General features: G+C 72.7%; 8 protein-coding genes and 1 pseudogene. 5 read left to right on the forward strand and 4 right to left on the reverse strand.

Annotated features, from left to right (window positions below):
* Positions 1-342 precede the first annotated feature (342 nt).
* The gene (locus tag ACFY0T_RS37815) at positions 343-2,859 is read left to right on the forward strand and encodes a SpoIIE family protein phosphatase (RefSeq protein WP_388881466.1); all 2,517 of its coding nucleotides are present in this window, start codon (positions 343-345) and stop codon (positions 2,857-2,859) included.
* 86 nt (positions 2,860-2,945) lie between these two features.
* Here ACFY0T_RS37815 and ACFY0T_RS37820 read toward each other — a convergent pair whose 3' ends face one another.
* Positions 2,946-3,167, reverse strand: a complete 222-nt coding sequence (locus ACFY0T_RS37820; protein ID WP_388881469.1) for a hypothetical protein — start codon at positions 3,165-3,167, stop codon at positions 2,946-2,948.
* A 186-nt stretch (positions 3,168-3,353) separates the two neighbouring features.
* Between ACFY0T_RS37820 and ACFY0T_RS37825 the strand changes: the two genes are divergently transcribed.
* Positions 3,354-3,659, forward strand: a complete 306-nt coding sequence (locus tag ACFY0T_RS37825) for a hypothetical protein (protein WP_388881472.1) — start codon at positions 3,354-3,356, stop codon at positions 3,657-3,659.
* 62 nt (positions 3,660-3,721) lie between these two features.
* Here ACFY0T_RS37825 and ACFY0T_RS37830 read toward each other — a convergent pair whose 3' ends face one another.
* On the reverse strand, positions 3,722-4,243 hold the full coding sequence (locus ACFY0T_RS37830; protein WP_388881475.1) for a bifunctional DNA primase/polymerase: 522 nt from the start codon (positions 4,241-4,243) through the stop codon (positions 3,722-3,724).
* 314 nt (positions 4,244-4,557) lie between these two features.
* Between ACFY0T_RS37830 and ACFY0T_RS37835 the strand changes: the two are divergent.
* Positions 4,558-4,746 (forward strand): annotated as a pseudogene (locus ACFY0T_RS37835) (carboxymuconolactone decarboxylase family protein); the annotation flags it as partial.
* Between the two features lie 179 nt (positions 4,747-4,925).
* Here the strand turns inward: ACFY0T_RS37835 and ACFY0T_RS37840 are convergent.
* Entirely contained in the window at positions 4,926-5,357 is a 432-nt protein-coding gene (locus ACFY0T_RS37840; protein ID WP_388881478.1) for an SRPBCC family protein, read from the reverse strand.
* A 325-nt stretch (positions 5,358-5,682) separates the two neighbouring features.
* Between ACFY0T_RS37840 and ACFY0T_RS37845 the strand changes: the two genes are divergently transcribed.
* Positions 5,683-7,767: a SpoIIE family protein phosphatase gene (locus tag ACFY0T_RS37845; RefSeq protein ID WP_388881481.1), complete on the forward strand. Its 2,085-nt coding sequence runs from the start codon at positions 5,683-5,685 to the stop codon at positions 7,765-7,767.
* 27 nt (positions 7,768-7,794) lie between these two features.
* Here ACFY0T_RS37845 and ACFY0T_RS37850 read toward each other — a convergent pair whose 3' ends face one another.
* On the reverse strand, positions 7,795-8,559 hold the full coding sequence (locus ACFY0T_RS37850; protein ID WP_388881484.1) for a YqjF family protein: 765 nt from the start codon (positions 8,557-8,559) through the stop codon (positions 7,795-7,797).
* Between the two features lie 150 nt (positions 8,560-8,709).
* Here ACFY0T_RS37850 and ACFY0T_RS37855 point away from each other — a divergent pair, with 150 nt between their 5' ends.
* Positions 8,710-16,827, forward strand: coding sequence for an alpha/beta fold hydrolase (locus tag ACFY0T_RS37855; RefSeq protein WP_388881487.1), 8,118 nt, complete (start codon positions 8,710-8,712; stop codon positions 16,825-16,827).
* The last annotated feature ends 134 nt before the right edge of the window (positions 16,828-16,961 follow it).

Genomic DNA, 16,961 nt, shown 5'->3' on the forward strand with positions numbered 1-16,961 from the left:
ACGGGCGCCCGGCGATAGGTCCGGGCGGCATGGCGGACCCCATGTACGCGGCATGGCGGACCCCATTTACTACGGTGACCCGGGCTTCAGCCGACTGCATCCGCCCCGGAACACTCCCTGAGGGTCAGGCGCGAAGGCGGACAGGCGATCGATGTCGCGGCAGGGCACCATCACGCCCGCCGGTATCGATCTGGAAGGGCCGCACTCCCCTCCGTCACCACGAGCAGACCATGCCGGAGGGCGGAAGTCCGCCCTGGGTTTCACCCCGCCCCATTCCGTACGAGAATGGACGAGCGCCTCAGATATACGTGCCGCGCCAAAAGTGCAGTGATCGGGGTCAGCATGTCGTCCACCGAGAGCAAGTTGGGTGCGCACCCCTTCGGTACGACGAGCGCCGAGAGGGCGGCGGAACGTGACGATGCACTGGTTGATGCGCTGCTCAAGGCGGTCGAGGTGACCGAGGCGCATGCCGGGAGCGTCTTCCTGGTGTCGGGCGATGGCAGCACGCTGGTCCTGGCCGCGGCGGCGGGCATGCCGCCGTCGCTGATGGGCGGTTGGCGGCGGATCTCGGTGAGCAGTCCAGTTCCGGTGGCGGAAGCGTTCGGCACCGGGCGGACGGTTCATCTGGCGGACGCCGAGGAAACCGTACGGCGGTTCCCCCAGCTCGCCGTGGCCATGCCCTACCCGTTCGGCTCGGCCTCCGTACCGGTGGCGGCGGGACAGGAGACCTTCGGGGCCATGGCCGTGGTGTGGGCAGCCCAGCCCGGGGGGCAAGGGCTCTCCAAGGCGCAGCGGCGGCACCTGCGCACCACGGCCAACCACCTGGGCACATCGCTGGCCCGGCTGCGCGCGCACGGCACCGACACCGGGGGCGATCTGGGGAGCGATCCGGTGGAGATCCCGATCCCCGCCGTCTCCGCGGTGCGGGTGGGCCTGTTCGACTGGGACGTGAGCACCGGGCTTCTCGCCGCGGATGCCACGGTGTGTGCGGCCTTCGGTCTGGCCCCGGACGAGTTCGACGGGCAGGCGGCCACGCTGGCGGCCCAGGTGCACCCGGCGGACCGTCCCGCATTCCGGGCCGCCGCCCGCACCGCGGTCAAGGAGGGCCGGATCCTGGCTCGGTGCGTGCGCATCCCGGAGGCGGGTGGCGGGCACCGCACCATCGAGCTGTGGGGCCGGGTCCCCGCCACCGACGGCGGCGAGCAGGCGCGCTCCCACCTGGTGGGCGGGGTGCTCGATCTGGGAACGGGGATGGCCGCCGTTGGGGCGCTGGAGCGGTTGGCGGACGGCTTCTTCGCGCTCGACCGGGAGGGGCGGGTCAGCTACGCCAACCACCGACTGATGCGGCTGGTGCACGTGCGCCGGGGCGAGCTGGTGGGCCGACGCCCCTGGGAGGTCCTGCCGTGCCTGGCCGATCCCGCCTTCGAGGACTGCTTCCGGGCCGCCCAGGTCTCCCATCAACCCGTCTCCTTCCTCACTCAGGGCCCGCATGAGTGGCTGGTCTTTTCCCTGCGCCCGGACGCGCAGGGCCTGACCGGATGGGTGGCCCCGGCCGCACAACCCGTCCCGGCCGAAGGCGAGCCCGCAGCCGCAGCCCCGGACGGATCAGTGCCCGCCCCGGGCGCCGCGACGCCCACGCCGACACGCCCCAGCGCGCTTTATCGGGTCCTGGAGATGACCAGCGCGCTGACCGAGGCGGTCACGGCGCGCGAAGTGTGCGATGTCGTCGCCGACCAGCTGTTGCCCGCCTTCGGCGGACACCGCGTAGCGATCTACGTGGTGCGGGAGCGCCAGTTGCGTCTGCTGGCGCAGCGCGGCTACCACGACAGCTTCCTGGACCGGTTCGAGGGCACACCGCTCCAGCACACCTGGGGGCCCGTGACCGGGGCATTGGCCTCCGGCGCTCCGCTGTTCATCGAGACACCCGAAGAACTCTCACGGGCCTATCCCGAACTCGAGGCCGCCTCCAAAACGCTGGTACTGCTGCCGTTGATCGCCTCCAGCCGCCCCGTGGGAGCCTGCATCCTCGGCTTCGACGATGTACACACCTTCCCCGGCGAGGAACGCAACCTGCTGACCGCGCTGAGCGGCCTGATCGCCCAGGCACTCGAACGCGCCCGGCTCTACGACGCCGAGTCCGCCCTCGCCCGAGGCCTGCAGAACGCGCTGCTCCCGCACCAACTGCCCACCATGCCGGGCATAGAAGTCACCGGCCGCTACTTGCCCGCCACCGCCTGGATGGAGATCGGCGGCGACTGGTACGACGCGATCCCCACCGACCACGGCATCGCCCTCGTCGTCGGCGACGTCGAAGGCCACAACGTCGCCGCCGCCAGCACCATGGGCCAGCTGCGCAGCGCGGTACGGGCCTTCGCCACCGCAGGTCACAGGCCCAGCGAGGTGATCGCCGGCACGAACCGACTGCTGTTCGACCTCGGCCCCGGCCAGCTCGTCAGCTGCTGCTACATCCTGCTCGACCCCACCACAGCCGTCGCGCACGTGGTCCGCGCCGGCCACTGCCCGCCCCTGCTGCGCCGGCCCGACGGGACTACCGAGGTCCTGGAGCTGCCGGGCGGCCCGCTCCTAGGCATCGAGCGCACCGCCGAGTACCCGCAATCCGAGCTGAACCTGTCGCCCGGCTGCATCCTCGCCCTCTACACCGACGGACTGATCGAAACCCGCGACGGGGACATCGCCGTCAACATCGACCGGCTGCGCAGCCAACTCGCCCACGCCGGTACCGACTCCCTGGACGACCTCGCCGACACCCTCCTACGGGACGCCCGCCACTCGGCGAACCGCACGGACGACATCGCGCTGCTCCTCACGGCGTACACCCACGCCACGATTGATGGCTGACTCTGGCGACCGTGAGTGGAATCGACCGCGGTGACGCACCACCGGCCACCTGCCAGTAACTGCCTCACCCGGAGTGATGCCGACTGCTACGCGGTGTTGTGGTTCCAGTCGTACGGTCCGCCGCCGCGCCACTCGATCAGCTCGGGGTCATCAACGGCACGGTCCTCGGCGGGCAGGCCCGCCTGGTGCAGGAACTCCAACACGTCGAAGAGGCTGTAGGCGACGCCCATGCGCTCACCATGGATCGTCACCCGCCGCCCGCCGTCCGACGAGGGGGGCAGCACCACCACCGGAGGACGCCTGCCCATGTCACCACGATATGCGCTGGAACCGGTCGATAGGCAGCTCGGACGACCACAAGGTTTCCTCCCCCATGGGCGCCAATGATGTTGTCCGATAAACCCATGGCCCCGAACGAGGGACGCGGCCTCATCCGATGGGGCCATGCCAGGACGAGGGCGTACCACCCGCGTACGCGGGCGCGTTGCAGGAGCATGGATTGCACCATCACCACCGGGCGTCTGCTCTTGGAGGACAACGAGCAACAGACGCCGTACCGCGATGTCACCAGGATGTCCCAAGGGGATCCACCCATCTACGCCGCTCTCGTCAGGGAGTGGCAGGCCAGCGGCCGGATGCTTCCGGGGGCGCGGGACGCGCAGTGGACCATCCTGACCTCCCTCAGCCCCGCAATGACCGGACGGTGCCAGCGCGCGGCCACCGTGCCGTGCCCGGGCCGGTGGGAACGCGTCACCGCATCCCCTCTCGGGTGCCAGGCCGAGCTGCTGACCACAGTCTGAGGACGCCCATGGTGGTGTACGCGGTCGTCTGCCACGGCGTCGCGGCGGCGGGTGCGCTGATGTCAGCCCGGCCGGCCGCCACTCCGCATGCGGGGGCCCTCGGTCGGCGCCGTGCACGTCGGGCACCGCCGTGTCGCGCCGGCCTGCGCGGCGAGCCTTCCGAGCGCCAGCTGAAGGGCCAGTTCCACGGCGGCGGGAACGAACAGCGCACCCGTGCCGTCGGGCGGGACCAGCCAGCGCAGGCGTCCTGCGGCCCGATGCGGTGCGGGCACCGCGATCCACGCGCCTTTGCCCGCATAGCGGATGCCCGAGCCGATCCAGCGGCCCGCGGAGTCCGGCGGCAGGAAGAAGGCCACCCGGCGGGACGCGGTGTCCGCAAGCGCGGGACCGGGCGCTTGGGGAATGCGGAGCAGGGCATCGAGGGTCGGCATCCCCAGGTTCTCGGGCACACTCAGCACGTCCCAGAACTGCCCGCAGGCCAGCACCGCTGCCCCGGTCTCGCCTTGCCACTGCCGTTTGCAGTCCCTCGGGTCGGTCGCGGCGCCGGCGAGCCAATCCATGGCCTGCCGCGTGATGGTTCGCATGGTGTGCCTCCGGGATCTGTTGGCCCGCGCAGCGGGGCGCACTTTCCCCTCACTGCCGGGGCGGCCGGACCCGGCACGCTCATGCTCGTAGATATTTCCATTGCCCGGAAGGGGTGGCGGACCGTGGCGAATGCCTCCGGAATGTTCGCTACTGGATCACGCGTTCTCCGGGCCCTGGAGAGCCCTTCCAGCGCACGCGCAACCGACGGGAGCGGTGCAACCAAGCAGTTGGGTCGACCGCGCGGCGAGGTGCCTGCCGTGGAAGGTCCTTTTCCGCGCGACCGGTCCAACCTCCGGGCCGTCCGGCTACCCGGATGGGCGAAGTCCTCGACACGCGCACCCGCGCCCTTGAGTCCGTGACGATCGCCGCGACCCTGGGCACCCTGGAACCGCTGCGCGGGCAGCCCTGCATCGCACTCACCAACGGGGTTAGCCCGGAAGAGATCGGCGAGGCGTTCGTCCAGATCGAGGCCTACGCCGGCGCCGCCCGCGCCTTCGATGGCTACCAGGTCGCTTTGCAGGGCTTCGAAGAGGCGGACAAGGCGAAGAAGGCGTGGAGCACGCCGCGCTTGTCATCACGGATGGCCCACCGTCCTGGAATGCGTCCGACTCCTTGCGGGGCCCGCCCCGCGGTTCCGCAGCGCCTACCGGTCTCGAGGGCTTCGCAGCGGTTTCCTGCCGCTCACGGCCGTTGTTCCACGTACTCCTTGAAATGCTCCAGATCGCTGCGGACGAGCCGTTCGACCGCGTTCGCCTGGGCGAAGCCCCTCGGCCCGCCGAAGGACTCCCTGACGGTGTCGGGGTCGTACTCGAGCCGTGCCTGAACCCGGGTGTGGTTCTGGTCGATCGGCTGCAGCGAGAAGGAACCCGTCAGCTCCGGAGCGCCTGTGGTGTGCCACTCCATCACGCGTTCTCCTCTGCGGTCGGAGACCTCAGCCTCCACATCCCGGGCACGGCCGCCGACCTCGACGTCCAGATGTGCTCGGCCCCCCGCCTCCGTACGGGCGTCGCGCACTCCTTCCACGAAGCGCGGGTAGTTCTCCACTCGGTGCAGGCTGTCCCAGGCCTTGTCGATCGGAACACCAACGTCGACGTGTTCTTCGAGGGTACTCATGGCTCACCTCCACGTTCGGGGACGCATGGCCTTCTGCTTCCAGTGTGCAACCGGCACCGGCCGGTCGACCGAAACGCGAGACGGGCTGACCAGCATGCGACCGGCCGGTGAGGCCGATGTCGTACCGAGGTCCCTCAGTCCGTCCTTCGATCCCCTCGCTCGCGCCGACGGATGTCCGGGGCGTGCCAGGTGGGGCGGGGGTGCGTTGTCCGGTGGTCCGGGGGGAACATGGAAGCCGAAGCGCCTGCAGACACGGACAGGCCCCCGCTCCAGCCAGGGCGACGGATGGCCCACGAGGCGTCGGTCGGCGGAAGGAGTGCCTGCCATGAGTGAAGCCGAGCGGCCTCCCGCGAACATCGGCGGGGCGGAGAGCGGGCCGTCGCAGCCGAGCGGGCTGATGGACCTCCTCGGTGTGGCGGCGGTGCTGCTGGACGCCGAGGGACGGATCGTCCTGTGGAGTCCGCAGGCCGAGGAGTTGTACGGCTACACCGCCGAGGAGGCGCTCGGGCAGTACTCGGCACAGCTGCTCGTCCATGAAGAGCACTGGGACTGGGTGATCAAGACGTTCGTCGAGGTCATGGAGACGGGCCGGAGCTGGGCCGGCACGTTCCCCATCCGGTGCAAGGACGGCAGCACGCGCCTGGTGGAGCTGCGGAACATGCGGTTGCTGAACGACCGCGGCGACTTCTACGCCCTAGGACTGGGCACCGACTCCCCCACGCTGCGCGAGGTTGAGCGGGACGTCGCCCTGTCCACCCGGCTGATCTCCCAGTCCCCCATCGGGGTGGCGATCTTTGACACCGACCTGCGGTACGTGGCTGTCAACCCCGCGCTGGAGCGGATGCACGGCATATCTGCCACTGAGCACCTCGGCCGCCACTACCGCGAGATCATGAGCGACCCGCGGTTCGAGGAAGCCGAGGCCTGGATGCAACAGGTCCTCAAGTCCGGGGCCCCGCTGGTCGACCAGTCCCCCATCGTCGGCCGCACCCCGGCCGACCCAGGACACAAGCACGCCTGGTCGATCTCGGTGTTCCGGCTGGAGGACGCCCATGGCCGCGTGCTGGGCGTGGCCGAACTGGCCCTGGACGTCACCGAGCGCTACCAGTCGGCCCTGGAGGCCACCGAGACACGGCGGCGCCTGGCCCTGATCGCCGACGGCTCCGCGCGCATCGGCACCACCCTGGAGGTCGAGCAGACAGCCAGGGAGCTGGCCGAGGTCACCGTTCCCGCATTCGCCGATGTAGTCGCCGTCGACGTCCTCGACTCCGCCCTCGACGAGCACCGCCCCGCCACCCGCACCGGCCCCGCATACTTCCGCGCCCTCGCCGTGAAGGCCGCCTACCCCACCGACGCCGTCCACGCGGCCGATCCGCCCGGCCGGATCGCCTCGTACGACGCCGACCACCTGGCCACCCAGTGCGTGCGCACCGGCAAGGCCGTCCTGATCCCCCATGCCGACGGAAACGATCTGGCCCGCATCGCCCGCGACGACCGCACGGCCACCCTGCTGGCCCGTGCCGGAGTGCACTCCTACATGGCCGTCCCGCTCACCGCACGCGGCACCGTCCTCGGCTTCCTGGGTCTGACCCGCGCTCGCGACCCGCGGCCCTTCGACGAGGACGACCTCGCCATCGCCATCGAGCTCGCCTCCCGCGCCGCGGTGTGCATCGACAACGCCCGCTCGCACCAGAACGTGCGCAACGCCGCCGAGACCCTGCAGCGCAGCCTCCTCCCCGACCACCCGCCACACCTCCCCGGCCTACAGGTCGCCTCCCGCTACCTGCCTGCGCAGGCCGCCTACGAGGTCGGCGGCGACTGGTACGACGTCCTCCCGCTGGAGGGCGACAGGACCGCACTCGTCGTGGGCGACGTCATGGGCAGTGGCATCGACGCCGCCGCCACCATGGGCCGTCTGCGCACTGCCACCGCCGCCTTCGCCGACCTCGACCTCGACCCGGCCCGAGTCCTCCAGCACCTCGACAAGATCACATCAAGGCTGGAGCAGTACATCGCCACCTGCGTCTATGCCGCCTACGATCCCTTCCGCGCCGAGTGCCACATCGCCAACGCCGGCCACCTGCCCCCGGTCCTCGTCCGCCGCGGCCGGCGCCCCCGACTGCTCGACCTGCCCACCGGCACCCCGCTCGGAGTCGGCGGCGTCCCCTTCGAAACCACCACCATCGGCTTCGACCCCGGCGACCAACTGGTCCTGTACACCGACGGACTGGTCGAAACCCGCCACGACCCCATCGACGTACGCCTCGACGCCCTCCTCCACCTCCTCGACACTCCCGACTCCCCCTTGGAGGAAACCTGCGACCGACTCCTCAGCGACCTCCGGCACCCCGACGACCACGACGACGTCGCCCTGCTGATCGCCCGCGCACACCCGTTCCCGCCGCCCTAGCACAGGCGTCGCCCTTGTGACCGGCGCTCAGGGGGTCGGGATGCCGCCCGGCCGAGCCGGCCGCCCCAGCCGGACCGGGACGCCCGGCGAGTACAGCACGCTCACCGGTTCTCCCAGCGGCGTGGGCACTCCCGCGGCCGCGAGCAGGCTCTCCTCGCACGCGACCAACTGCGCACGGTGCAGCGGCCAGCGCGGATGCTCGTTCGGCAGATATCCGGTGTCTCCGAAGAACGTGTTGTGCATGCCCCAGCGGGCGGTCAGGAAATGCTCCAACTCGGTGGGCTCCGCGACCGGTTCGCCCCGTCGCACGACGATCCGGCTGTACGCGCCGCGTGGCCCGGGCCAGCGCCGGGAGCTGGTGTAGGTGACGACATCGTCCTCGGCACGGACGGCCATACGGGACCACACATACGGAAGCCGGAAGCCGGCCCGCCCCATCAGTACGGGCACCAGCCGGGCGGCGTCCATCGACCGGAAGACCACCCCGCGCCGGCCGTGCGCGTCCACCGAGTACAGGCGCACGTTCGTCTCCGGGAAGGAACCCAGATACGGCACCCCCGGCGACCGGAGCCAGCCGACCCGATGCATCCGGAAAGCGACCAGGCCGACATACGTGACGTCGCCGAGCACATCCGGGACGGTTCCCTCCGGCAACAGCCCGGCGACGTCGTGCGGATCCACAGCCCAGTGGAGGAAGGCGAGATCGAGCCACTGCTGAGTGAGCAGCGGCCGCCGCAAAAGCGTGGGCGCATCCGGGGTGACGGGCTCGGGTATCCGCGCTGTGGTCGACACCACGCCAGCATCGCAGACGGACGCGCGCCGGCCGCAGTCCGGGGCATGACCCTACGTGTGGCCCCAGCGATCTTGACCCCGGCCAAGGGGCGGCACGCCACTTCGACTCACGTACGGTTGCCGGGAGCGGCTGTGGTCGAAGGGGTGGGGATGGCTGATCTACAGGGCGAGTTGGTGCGTGCGCTGCCCGGCATCTTGAAGGAGCACGCGGCTCGGCTGGGGAGCAAGATCGCCTACCGGGACGCCCGCCGTGCCGTCACCTACGGGGAGTTGGAGGAACGCACCGGCCGACTGGCGGGGCACCTGGCGCGGCTCGGGGTCCGGCGTGGGGACCGCGTCGCGATCCATCTGGGCAATCGGGTGGAGCTGGTGGAGGCATGTCTCGGCGTGCTGCGGGCCGGCGCGGTCGGGGTGCTGCTGAACCCCGCCGCTTCGGACGAGGAGTTGGCGTACTTCCTCGACGACAGCGGCGCGGTCCTGGTCGTCACCGAGGAGCCGCTGCCGCCGCGGGTCGCCCAACTGGCCGCCGGACGACCCGGGTTGCGGATCGTGGCCGCCGGCGCGGAATCCCGGCCGGTCGCCGGCGCACTCGTCTTCGAGGACCTCGCCGGGACCGATCCGGGCCTGACGCCCCGGGACGACCTGGGTCTCGACGATCCGGCCTGGATCCTCTACACCTCGGGCACCACCGGCCAGAGCAAGGGCGTGGTCTCCACGCAGCGCTCCGCCCTGTGGTCGGTGGCGGCGGCCTACGTACCGGCGTACGGGCTGCAGGAGCGGGACCGGCTGCTGTGGCCGCTGCCGATGTTCCACTGCTACGCCCACTCGCTGTGCCTGCTGGGCGTGGTCACGGTCGGTGCGAGTGCCCACCTCCTCGAGAAGGGCGCGAACCTCGCTCAGGCGCTCGCCGCGCAGCCGTTCACCGTGCTGGCCGGGGTGCCCGCCACCTACCGGCTGCTGCTGGACTCGCTGCGGGAGGCGGCCGGCCCCGTGCCCTCTTCTCTGCGGGTGTGCGTCAGCGCGGGTGCGCCCTGTCCCCCGGAGTTGCGGGCGGAGGTCGAGGACATGCTGGCCGCTCCCCTGCTCGACGGCTACGGCTCCACGGAGACCTGCGGGAAGATCGCGGTCAACCGGCTCGACGGGCCCCGGGACAACGCCTCCAGCGGTCCGCCGCTGCCCGGGCTCACGGTGCGGCTGTCGGACCCGTCCACCGGCGTTGAGCTCGCTGACGGGGACGAAGGGGAGATCTGGGTCCGTGGCCCCGGACTGATGATCGGGTACCACAACCGTCCTGACGCCACCGCGGAGGCGTTCACCGACGGCTGGTATCGCACGGGGGACCTCGGGCGGCGCGTGGCACACGGCCATCTCCAAGTCACCGGCCGCGTCAAGGAGTTGATCATCCGGGGTGGTGCGAACATCAACCCCTCCGAGGTGGAGCAGGTGCTGCTCGCCGACCCCGACGTCAGCGACGCCGCCGTCGTCGGCCGACGGCACGACGTGCTCGGCGAGGTGCCGGTCGCCTTCGTCGTGCCCGGACCTCACGGGGTCGACACGGAGCGGCTGCTGGCCGACTGCCGGGAGCGGCTGTCTGCCTTCAAGGTGCCGGACGAGATCTACGAGACCGAGTCCGTCCCCCGTACCCCGTCGGGCAAGATCGCCCGGCCGGCCCTCGCCGAGCAGGTGGCGGACCGGCTCGCCGCGGAGCGGGCGGCCGCCTCGTCCGCGCTGCGCGAGCGGCTGGCGGCAGTGTCCGACACCGTGCTGGACCTTGTAGTCGAAGAGACCGCGCGGACGGCCGGGGTGCCTGCGCACGCCGTCGATCCCGAGCGGCCCTTCACCGAACTCGGGCTCACCTCCCTCGGTGGTGTGCTGCTGCGCGACCGGTTGGGTGCGGCGACCGGTCTCGATCTGCCCGCGACGCTCGTCTTCGACCACCCCACACCCGTGGACGCGGCGGTGTGGGTGCGCGAGGCGCTGCGGGGCGGCGGCCGGCCACGGCCCGCGCGGGCGTCCGGCGGCGGGCCGCGCACGGAGCCCGGGGAGCCGATCGCCGTCGTGGCCATGGCCTGCCGTTACCCGGGCGGTGTGGAGTCGCCGGAGGACCTGTGGCGGCTGCTGGCGGAGGGCACCGACGCGACGTCCGGCTTTCCCACCGACCGCGGCTGGGACGTGGCGGGGTTGTACGACCCCGATCCGGACCGGCCGGGTACGTCCGTCACCCGCAGGGGTGGCTTCCTGCACCGGGCGGCCGACTTCGACGCGGCCTTCTTCGGCACGTCGCCCCGCGAGGCGCTGGCCACCGATCCACAGCAGCGGCTGCTGCTGGAGACCGGCTGGGAGCTGGTGGAGCGGGCGGGCCTCGACCCGTCGGGGCTGCGCGGCAGTGACACCGGTGTCTTTGTGGGGGTCATGCACGCCGACTACGCGGGCCGTCTGCTGCACCGGGGCGGGCACGAGCTGGAGGCCCATCTCGCCCTCGGTTCGGCGGGCAGCGTGGCCTCCGGGCGGATCGCGTACACCCTGGGCCTGCGCGGGCCCGCCGTGACGGTGGACACCGCGTGCTCGTCGTCGCTGGTGGCCCTGCATGCCGCCGTACGGTCCCTGCGCGACGGCGAGTGCTCGCTGGCGATGGCGGGCGGGGTGACGGTGATGGCCACGCCTGCGCCGTTCCTCGCGTTCAGCAGGCTGCGCGGGCTCGCTCCGGACGGCCGGTGCAAGCCCTTCTCCGCGGCGGCCGACGGCACCGCCTGGGGTGAGGGCGTCGGCCTGGTCCTGCTGGAGCGGCTGTCCGACGCCCGGCGCAACGAGCATCCGGTCCTGGCCGTGCTGCGCGGCTCGGCCGTCAACTCCGACGGCGCGTCCAACGGGCTGACCGCGCCCAACGGGCCTGCGCAGCAACGGGTGATCCGCGCTGCACTCGCCGACGCGGGGCTGTCCCCGGCCGACGTCGACGCGGTGGAGGCGCACGGCACGGGCACCGCGCTCGGCGACCCGATCGAGGCGCAGGCACTGCTGGCCACGTACGGGCCGGGCCGGCCCGCCGAACGGCCCCTGTGGCTGGGCTCGTTGAAGTCCAACCTCGGGCACACCCAGGCCGCGGCCGGTGTCGCCGGTGTGATCAAGACCGTACTGGCGATGCGGCACAGCCGGCTCCCCCGCACTCTGCACGCCGACGAGCCATCGCCCCGGGTGGACTGGTCGTCGGGCGCCGTGCGGCTGCTGACCCGGGAGCAGGAGTGGCCGCCCGCGCCCGGGCGTCCCCGGCGGGCAGGAGTGTCGGCGTTCGGGATCGGCGGGACCAACGCGCATGTGATCCTGGAAGAGGCGGAGGACAGTGCGGTCCTAGCGCCCCGCCGCCGCGCGGCGGCACCGCCGCTGCTCCTGTCCGGCACGAGCAGTGCCGCCCTGCGGGCCCAGGCCGTGCGGATGGCGGCCGCGCTGCGCGAGCGGCCCGAACTCGACCCGCTGGACGCGGCGTTCACGCACGCCACCGCCCGGGCCGCGCTCCCCCACCGGGCCGCGGTGGCCGCCGACGACCGTGAGGGTCTGCTGAGCGCCCTGGACGCCCTGGCGGTGTCCGCTGCGCCGCGCGCGGCGGGGTCTACCGGCCGGCTGGCCCTGCTGTTCACCGGTCAGGGTGCCCAACGGCCGGGCATGGGAAGGGAATTGTCCGAGGCCTTCCCCGCCTTCTCCGCCGCCGTCGACGGCTTGTGCGAGCGCTTCGACGCGCATCTGGAGCGTCCGTTGCGCTCGGTGCTGTGGGGAGCCGACGACGGCGCGCTGCTGGATCGTACGGACTTCGCCCAGGCAGCCCTGTTCGTGTACGAAGTGGCCCTCTTCCGGCTGTTGGAGTCCTGGGGCGTGCGGCCGGACTTCCTGGCCGGGCACTCCGTGGGCGAGCTGGCCGCGGCCCACGTCGCGGGCGTCCTGTCCGAGCCGGACGCCGTCGAACTGGTGGCGGCCCGGGGGCGGTTGATGCGTCGGCTGCCGGAGGGCGGCGCCATGGTGGCGCTGGACGCCACCGAGGCGGAGGTGAGCAGCGAGCTGACCGAGAGGGTCGCGATCGCGGCCGTGAACGGCCCGCGCGCGGTCGTCGTCTCCGGCGAACAGGGGCCCACCCTCGCGGTCGCGGAGCGGTTCGCCGTACGCGGACGCCGCATCGCCCGGCTGCGGGTCAGCCACGCCTTCCACTCCCCACTGATGGAGCCGATGCTCGCCGAATTCGGCCGCGTCGCGGCCGAGTTGACGTACGGGGCGCCCCGCATCCCGGTGGTGTCGGGGCTGACCGGACGCCCGGCCACCGGGGACGAGCTGCGGTCGGCCGCGTACTGGGTGCGGCACGCCCGCGAGGCCGTGCGGTTCGGGGACGCCGTGCAGTGGCTCGCGCGAGAGGGACGGGTGACGGCGTTCGCCGAGATCGGCCCGGACGCGCAGCTCACGCCCCAGGCCATGACGGGCCTGGCCGAGGCCGGCACCGACCTGATGTTCACGGCCGCCGCCCGCCGGGGCACCACCGAGCCCGAGCCGCGCACGCTGTTCACTGCACTGGGCCAACTCCATGTCCACGGCCTGCCGGTGGACTGGCGCCGGGTCTACGCGGACAGCGGCGCCCGGCGAGTCGACCTGCCGACCTACCCCTTCCAGCGGCAGCGCTATTGGCTGCCCGACTCCGCCGCCGACCCCGCAACCGCTACCGGCCACCCGCTGCTGACCCAGACGGTCACCGTGCCGGGCACGGAGCGATTGCTGTGCAGTGGGTGGCTGTCCGACGCCGACCAGCCCTGGCTGCGCGACCACGTCGTGGGCGGATCCGCCCTCGTACCCGGCGCCGCCTTCGCCGACCTGGTGCTCCACGCGGGCGACGCCTGCGGCCTCGACGTCGTGGAAGATCTCGCCCTGCTGGCCCCGCTGCCCCTGCCCGCCACCGAAGGGGAACGGGTCCAGCTCCACGTGGTCGTGGGAGAACCGGACGGCACCGGGCGCCGCACCACGGACGTGTACTCCCGGCCGGAGGAATCCGGCGCACTCGGCGCCTGGACACACCACGCGACGGGTCGGCTCGGCCCGGCTGTTCCGGGCGTCCGGGACGCTGCCGCCCTCGCCGCGTGGCCGCCCCCGGATGTCGCCCCCGTGGACCTCACCGGCGCCTACGACCGGCTGGCCGCCATCGGTCACGCCTACGGGCCGGCGTTCCGGGGCGTCACCGCCCTGTGGCGGCGGGGCGAGGAGCTCTTCGCCGAGGTGGGACCGGTGCCGGGCACCGATGCCCACCGCTACGCCCTGCACCCGGCGCTCCTCGACGCCGCCCTGCACGCCGGGCTGCTCGCCGAGCCGCCCTCCGGTCCCCCTCGAATGCCGTTCGCCTGGCGAGGCATGACGCTGTACGCCAGTGGGGCCACAGCACTGCGCGTACACATCAGGACAACCGGCCCGGACACGGTCGCCCTCGACCTCGCCACCCCCTCGGGCGCGCCGGTGGCCCGGCTGGAGTCGCTGACCACGCGCCCCGTCCCGGAAACGGGTGCCGCCCCGGCCGGAGAGCTGTACCGGCTGCGCTGGAGTGGTGTTCCGGTCGCCGGCGAAGCGCCCGCCATGACGGTGACGGATCCCGACGACCTGGGCGTGGCCGCGGTGCTCCGGCCCACGGACACGGGTGCGGCGGCCGGGGCGTCGCCGTCTGTGGGCGTCCCGGAGACGGCCGTGGCATCCCTGTCCGCCCCCGCAACCGAGGACGCCGACCCGGCCACCGCGGCGTACGAGCTGGCCGTACGGGCCCTGGAGCTGCTGCGGACGCGGCTAGCCGGTCCCGGGCGACTGGTCGTCGTGACGCGCGGTGCCGCCTCCGAGACACCCGACCTGCCCGCCGCCACGGTCTGGGGGCTGCTGCGCGCCGCGCAGGCGGAGCACCCCGGGCGCCTCACGCTCGTGGACGTGGACGATCGGCCCGAATCGCTGCGGCTATTGCCCGCCGCCGTCGCCACCGGCGAGCCCCAACTGTCCATCCGCGACGGCCTGTTGAACGTCCCCCGACTGGCGCCCGCTCCCAGATCGGCGGACCCGGGCTCCCTCGGCCGGGGCACCGTCCTGATCACCGGCGGGACCGGGTCCCTGGGCGCACTGCTGGCCCGGCATCTGGTCGCCCGCCACGGTATCCGGCGTCTGGTGCTCGCAAGTCGGCGTGGACCGCAGGCGCCCGGTGCGCAGGCGCTGCGGGCCGCACTCGGGCGAGCGGGCACGCAGGTGGACCTGGTGGCCTGCGACACCGCCGAGCCGAGTCAACTCACCACCCTTGTCAAGGAGTTCGGGTCGCACCTCACCGCCGTGGTGCACGCGGCCGGGGTCCTGGACGACGGCGTACTGGATGCCATGGCCCCCGCGCGACTGGCGACGGTGCTGCGGCCGAAGGCCGACGCGGCCTGGCATCTGCACGAGCTGACGAAGGATCTGCCCCTGTCGCACTTCGTGCTGTTCTCGTCGGCAGCCGGCCTGCTTGGCAACCCCGGCCAGGCCAACTACGCGGCGGCGAACTCCTTCCTGGACGCGCTCGCCCACCACCGCGCCGCACTCGGGCTGCCCGCACTGTCGCTGGCCTGGGGGCCGTGGGCGGACGAGGAGGGGATGGCGGCCCGCACCGGCCGGGTCCACGGCGGCGCCGTACGGGCGGTCTCGCCGCAGCAGGCACTGGCACTGTTCGACGCCGCGCTGGGCAGCGGCGAACCGGTGCTCGCCCCACTGCCGCTGGACCGCTCGCCGGGGGCACTGTCCGCCGGGTCGCCGGTCCCGCCGCCGCTGCGCGGGCTGCTGCGTCCTGCTCGCCCGACGGCCTCGCCCGGGGCGGCGGCCTGGGGCGACGAGCCGGACGGCGCCGCCGGAGCTTGGCAGGAACAGCTGGCATCGCTACCCGAGCCCGAGCGGGCGCCCGCCCTGCTGGAGCTGATCCGCGCCGAGGTCGCCGAGATACTCGGGCACCCGGACGCGAGCGCCGTCGACCGCGGCTTCCCCGAACTGGGCCTCGACTCGCTGATGAGCGTGCTGCTGCGCAACAGGCTGAGCCTGCTGGCCGGGGTACCGCTCGCGGCCACCGTCGCGTACGACTGGCCGAGTGCGGAGGAGCTCACGGGCCACGTGTACGCGGAGATGACCGGGGAGCTGTCCGAACGGGCGGCTGCCGCGCCGACGGAAGGCGATCGGGAGCGTGTACTGACGCATACCGAGCAGACCATCGATCGTGCACACACGCATACCGAGCAGACCGTCGATCGCGCACGCGCGCATACCGAGCAGACCGCCCTGTCCGCTCCGGCGCAGACCGTCGTCGGTCCGGCTTCCCCGACGACCGTCCAATCCGCTCCCCCACACGCCGCTGAGCCCGCTCCTTCGCCCTTCCCCTCGCCGGACCTGCGCAGTGCGCGTGGCCCGCGCGCCGGTCAGTCTCTGCCGGCGCTGTATCGGAAGGTCTGCGAAACGGGCGACGTGGTCGCAGCGATGCACCTGCTGGTGACCGCGTCGCTCGGCGCACCCTCCTTCGGCCGCGACGAGAGCGCCCGGCACGCGATGTCACCGCTGCGGCTGGCCACGGGCGCGGGCGGACCGGCGCTCGTGTGCGTTCCGGGCTTCGCCACGAACCTCGGCCGGCCCTGGCACGCGGGGCTCGCCCCCTGCTTCGACGGCGAGCGGGACGTCTTCGAGCTGCGGCACCCTGGCGTCGACCACGGGGATGCCGTGGCGCGGGACCTGGAAACGCTGGCCGAGTTGCACGCCTCGACCGTGCGGCGCCACCTTGGCGACAGCCCGTACGTCGTCGTGGGCCACTCCATGGGCGGTTCGGCCGCGCACGCGGTGACGACGCGTCTGGCGGCCGACGGCACTCCCCCGGCCGGGCTCATCCTGGTGGACTCCTACCACATAACCCCCGACCGGGAGGCCGAGCCGTGGCTGCTGGCCCTGCCGGCCCGGATCCCGCTGGTGGTGGGCAAGCGGTTCGACACCGCGGTGGACGACTTGGCGCTGCTGTCGCTGGGCGCGTACACCCGGATGTTCCGCGGCTGGCAGCCGGGGCTGACGGATGTCCCCACCCTGCTGGTGCGCGCCACGCAACCGTTGCCCCACATGCCGGAGCAGTGGTCGTCGTGGTCGCCCTGGCCGGGCCCCCACGACACGGCGGACGTCCCCGGCAGTCATCTGAGCATGCTCGAGGAACACGCCGCGACGACGGCCGAGGCGATGCGCGACTGGATCGCAACGCTGCGCCCGGAGGGCGACTGACGCCTGGCGCGAGGAAGACGGGTGTACGGCTGGCCGTGCAGGGGCCCGGCACCTGCTGCTGCGGGAGCTTGCCCGGGGCGCGGAGCCTGTGTACGGGTCCGGCGCGGAGCGGACCTGCGGGTGCGGCGGGGCGG

The organism is Streptomyces sp. NPDC001530 (genome assembly GCF_042894545.1).
Classification (GTDB): Bacteria; Actinomycetota; Actinomycetes; order Streptomycetales; family Streptomycetaceae; genus Streptomyces.

Coding starts and splice junctions, on each gene's coding strand:
- ACFY0T_RS37815 (WP_388881466.1), top strand. CDS start 343: ATGTCGTCCACCGAGAGCAAGTTGGGTGCGCACCCCTTCGGTACGACG.
- ACFY0T_RS37820 (WP_388881469.1), bottom strand. CDS start 3,167: ATGGGCAGGCGTCCTCCGGTGGTGGTGCTGCCCCCCTCGTCGGACGGC.
- ACFY0T_RS37825 (WP_388881472.1), top strand. CDS start 3,354: ATGGATTGCACCATCACCACCGGGCGTCTGCTCTTGGAGGACAACGAG.
- ACFY0T_RS37830 (WP_388881475.1), bottom strand. CDS start 4,243: ATGCGAACCATCACGCGGCAGGCCATGGATTGGCTCGCCGGCGCCGCG.
- ACFY0T_RS37840 (WP_388881478.1), bottom strand. CDS start 5,357: ATGAGTACCCTCGAAGAACACGTCGACGTTGGTGTTCCGATCGACAAG.
- ACFY0T_RS37845 (WP_388881481.1), top strand. CDS start 5,683: ATGAGTGAAGCCGAGCGGCCTCCCGCGAACATCGGCGGGGCGGAGAGC.
- ACFY0T_RS37855 (WP_388881487.1), top strand. CDS start 8,710: ATGGCTGATCTACAGGGCGAGTTGGTGCGTGCGCTGCCCGGCATCTTG.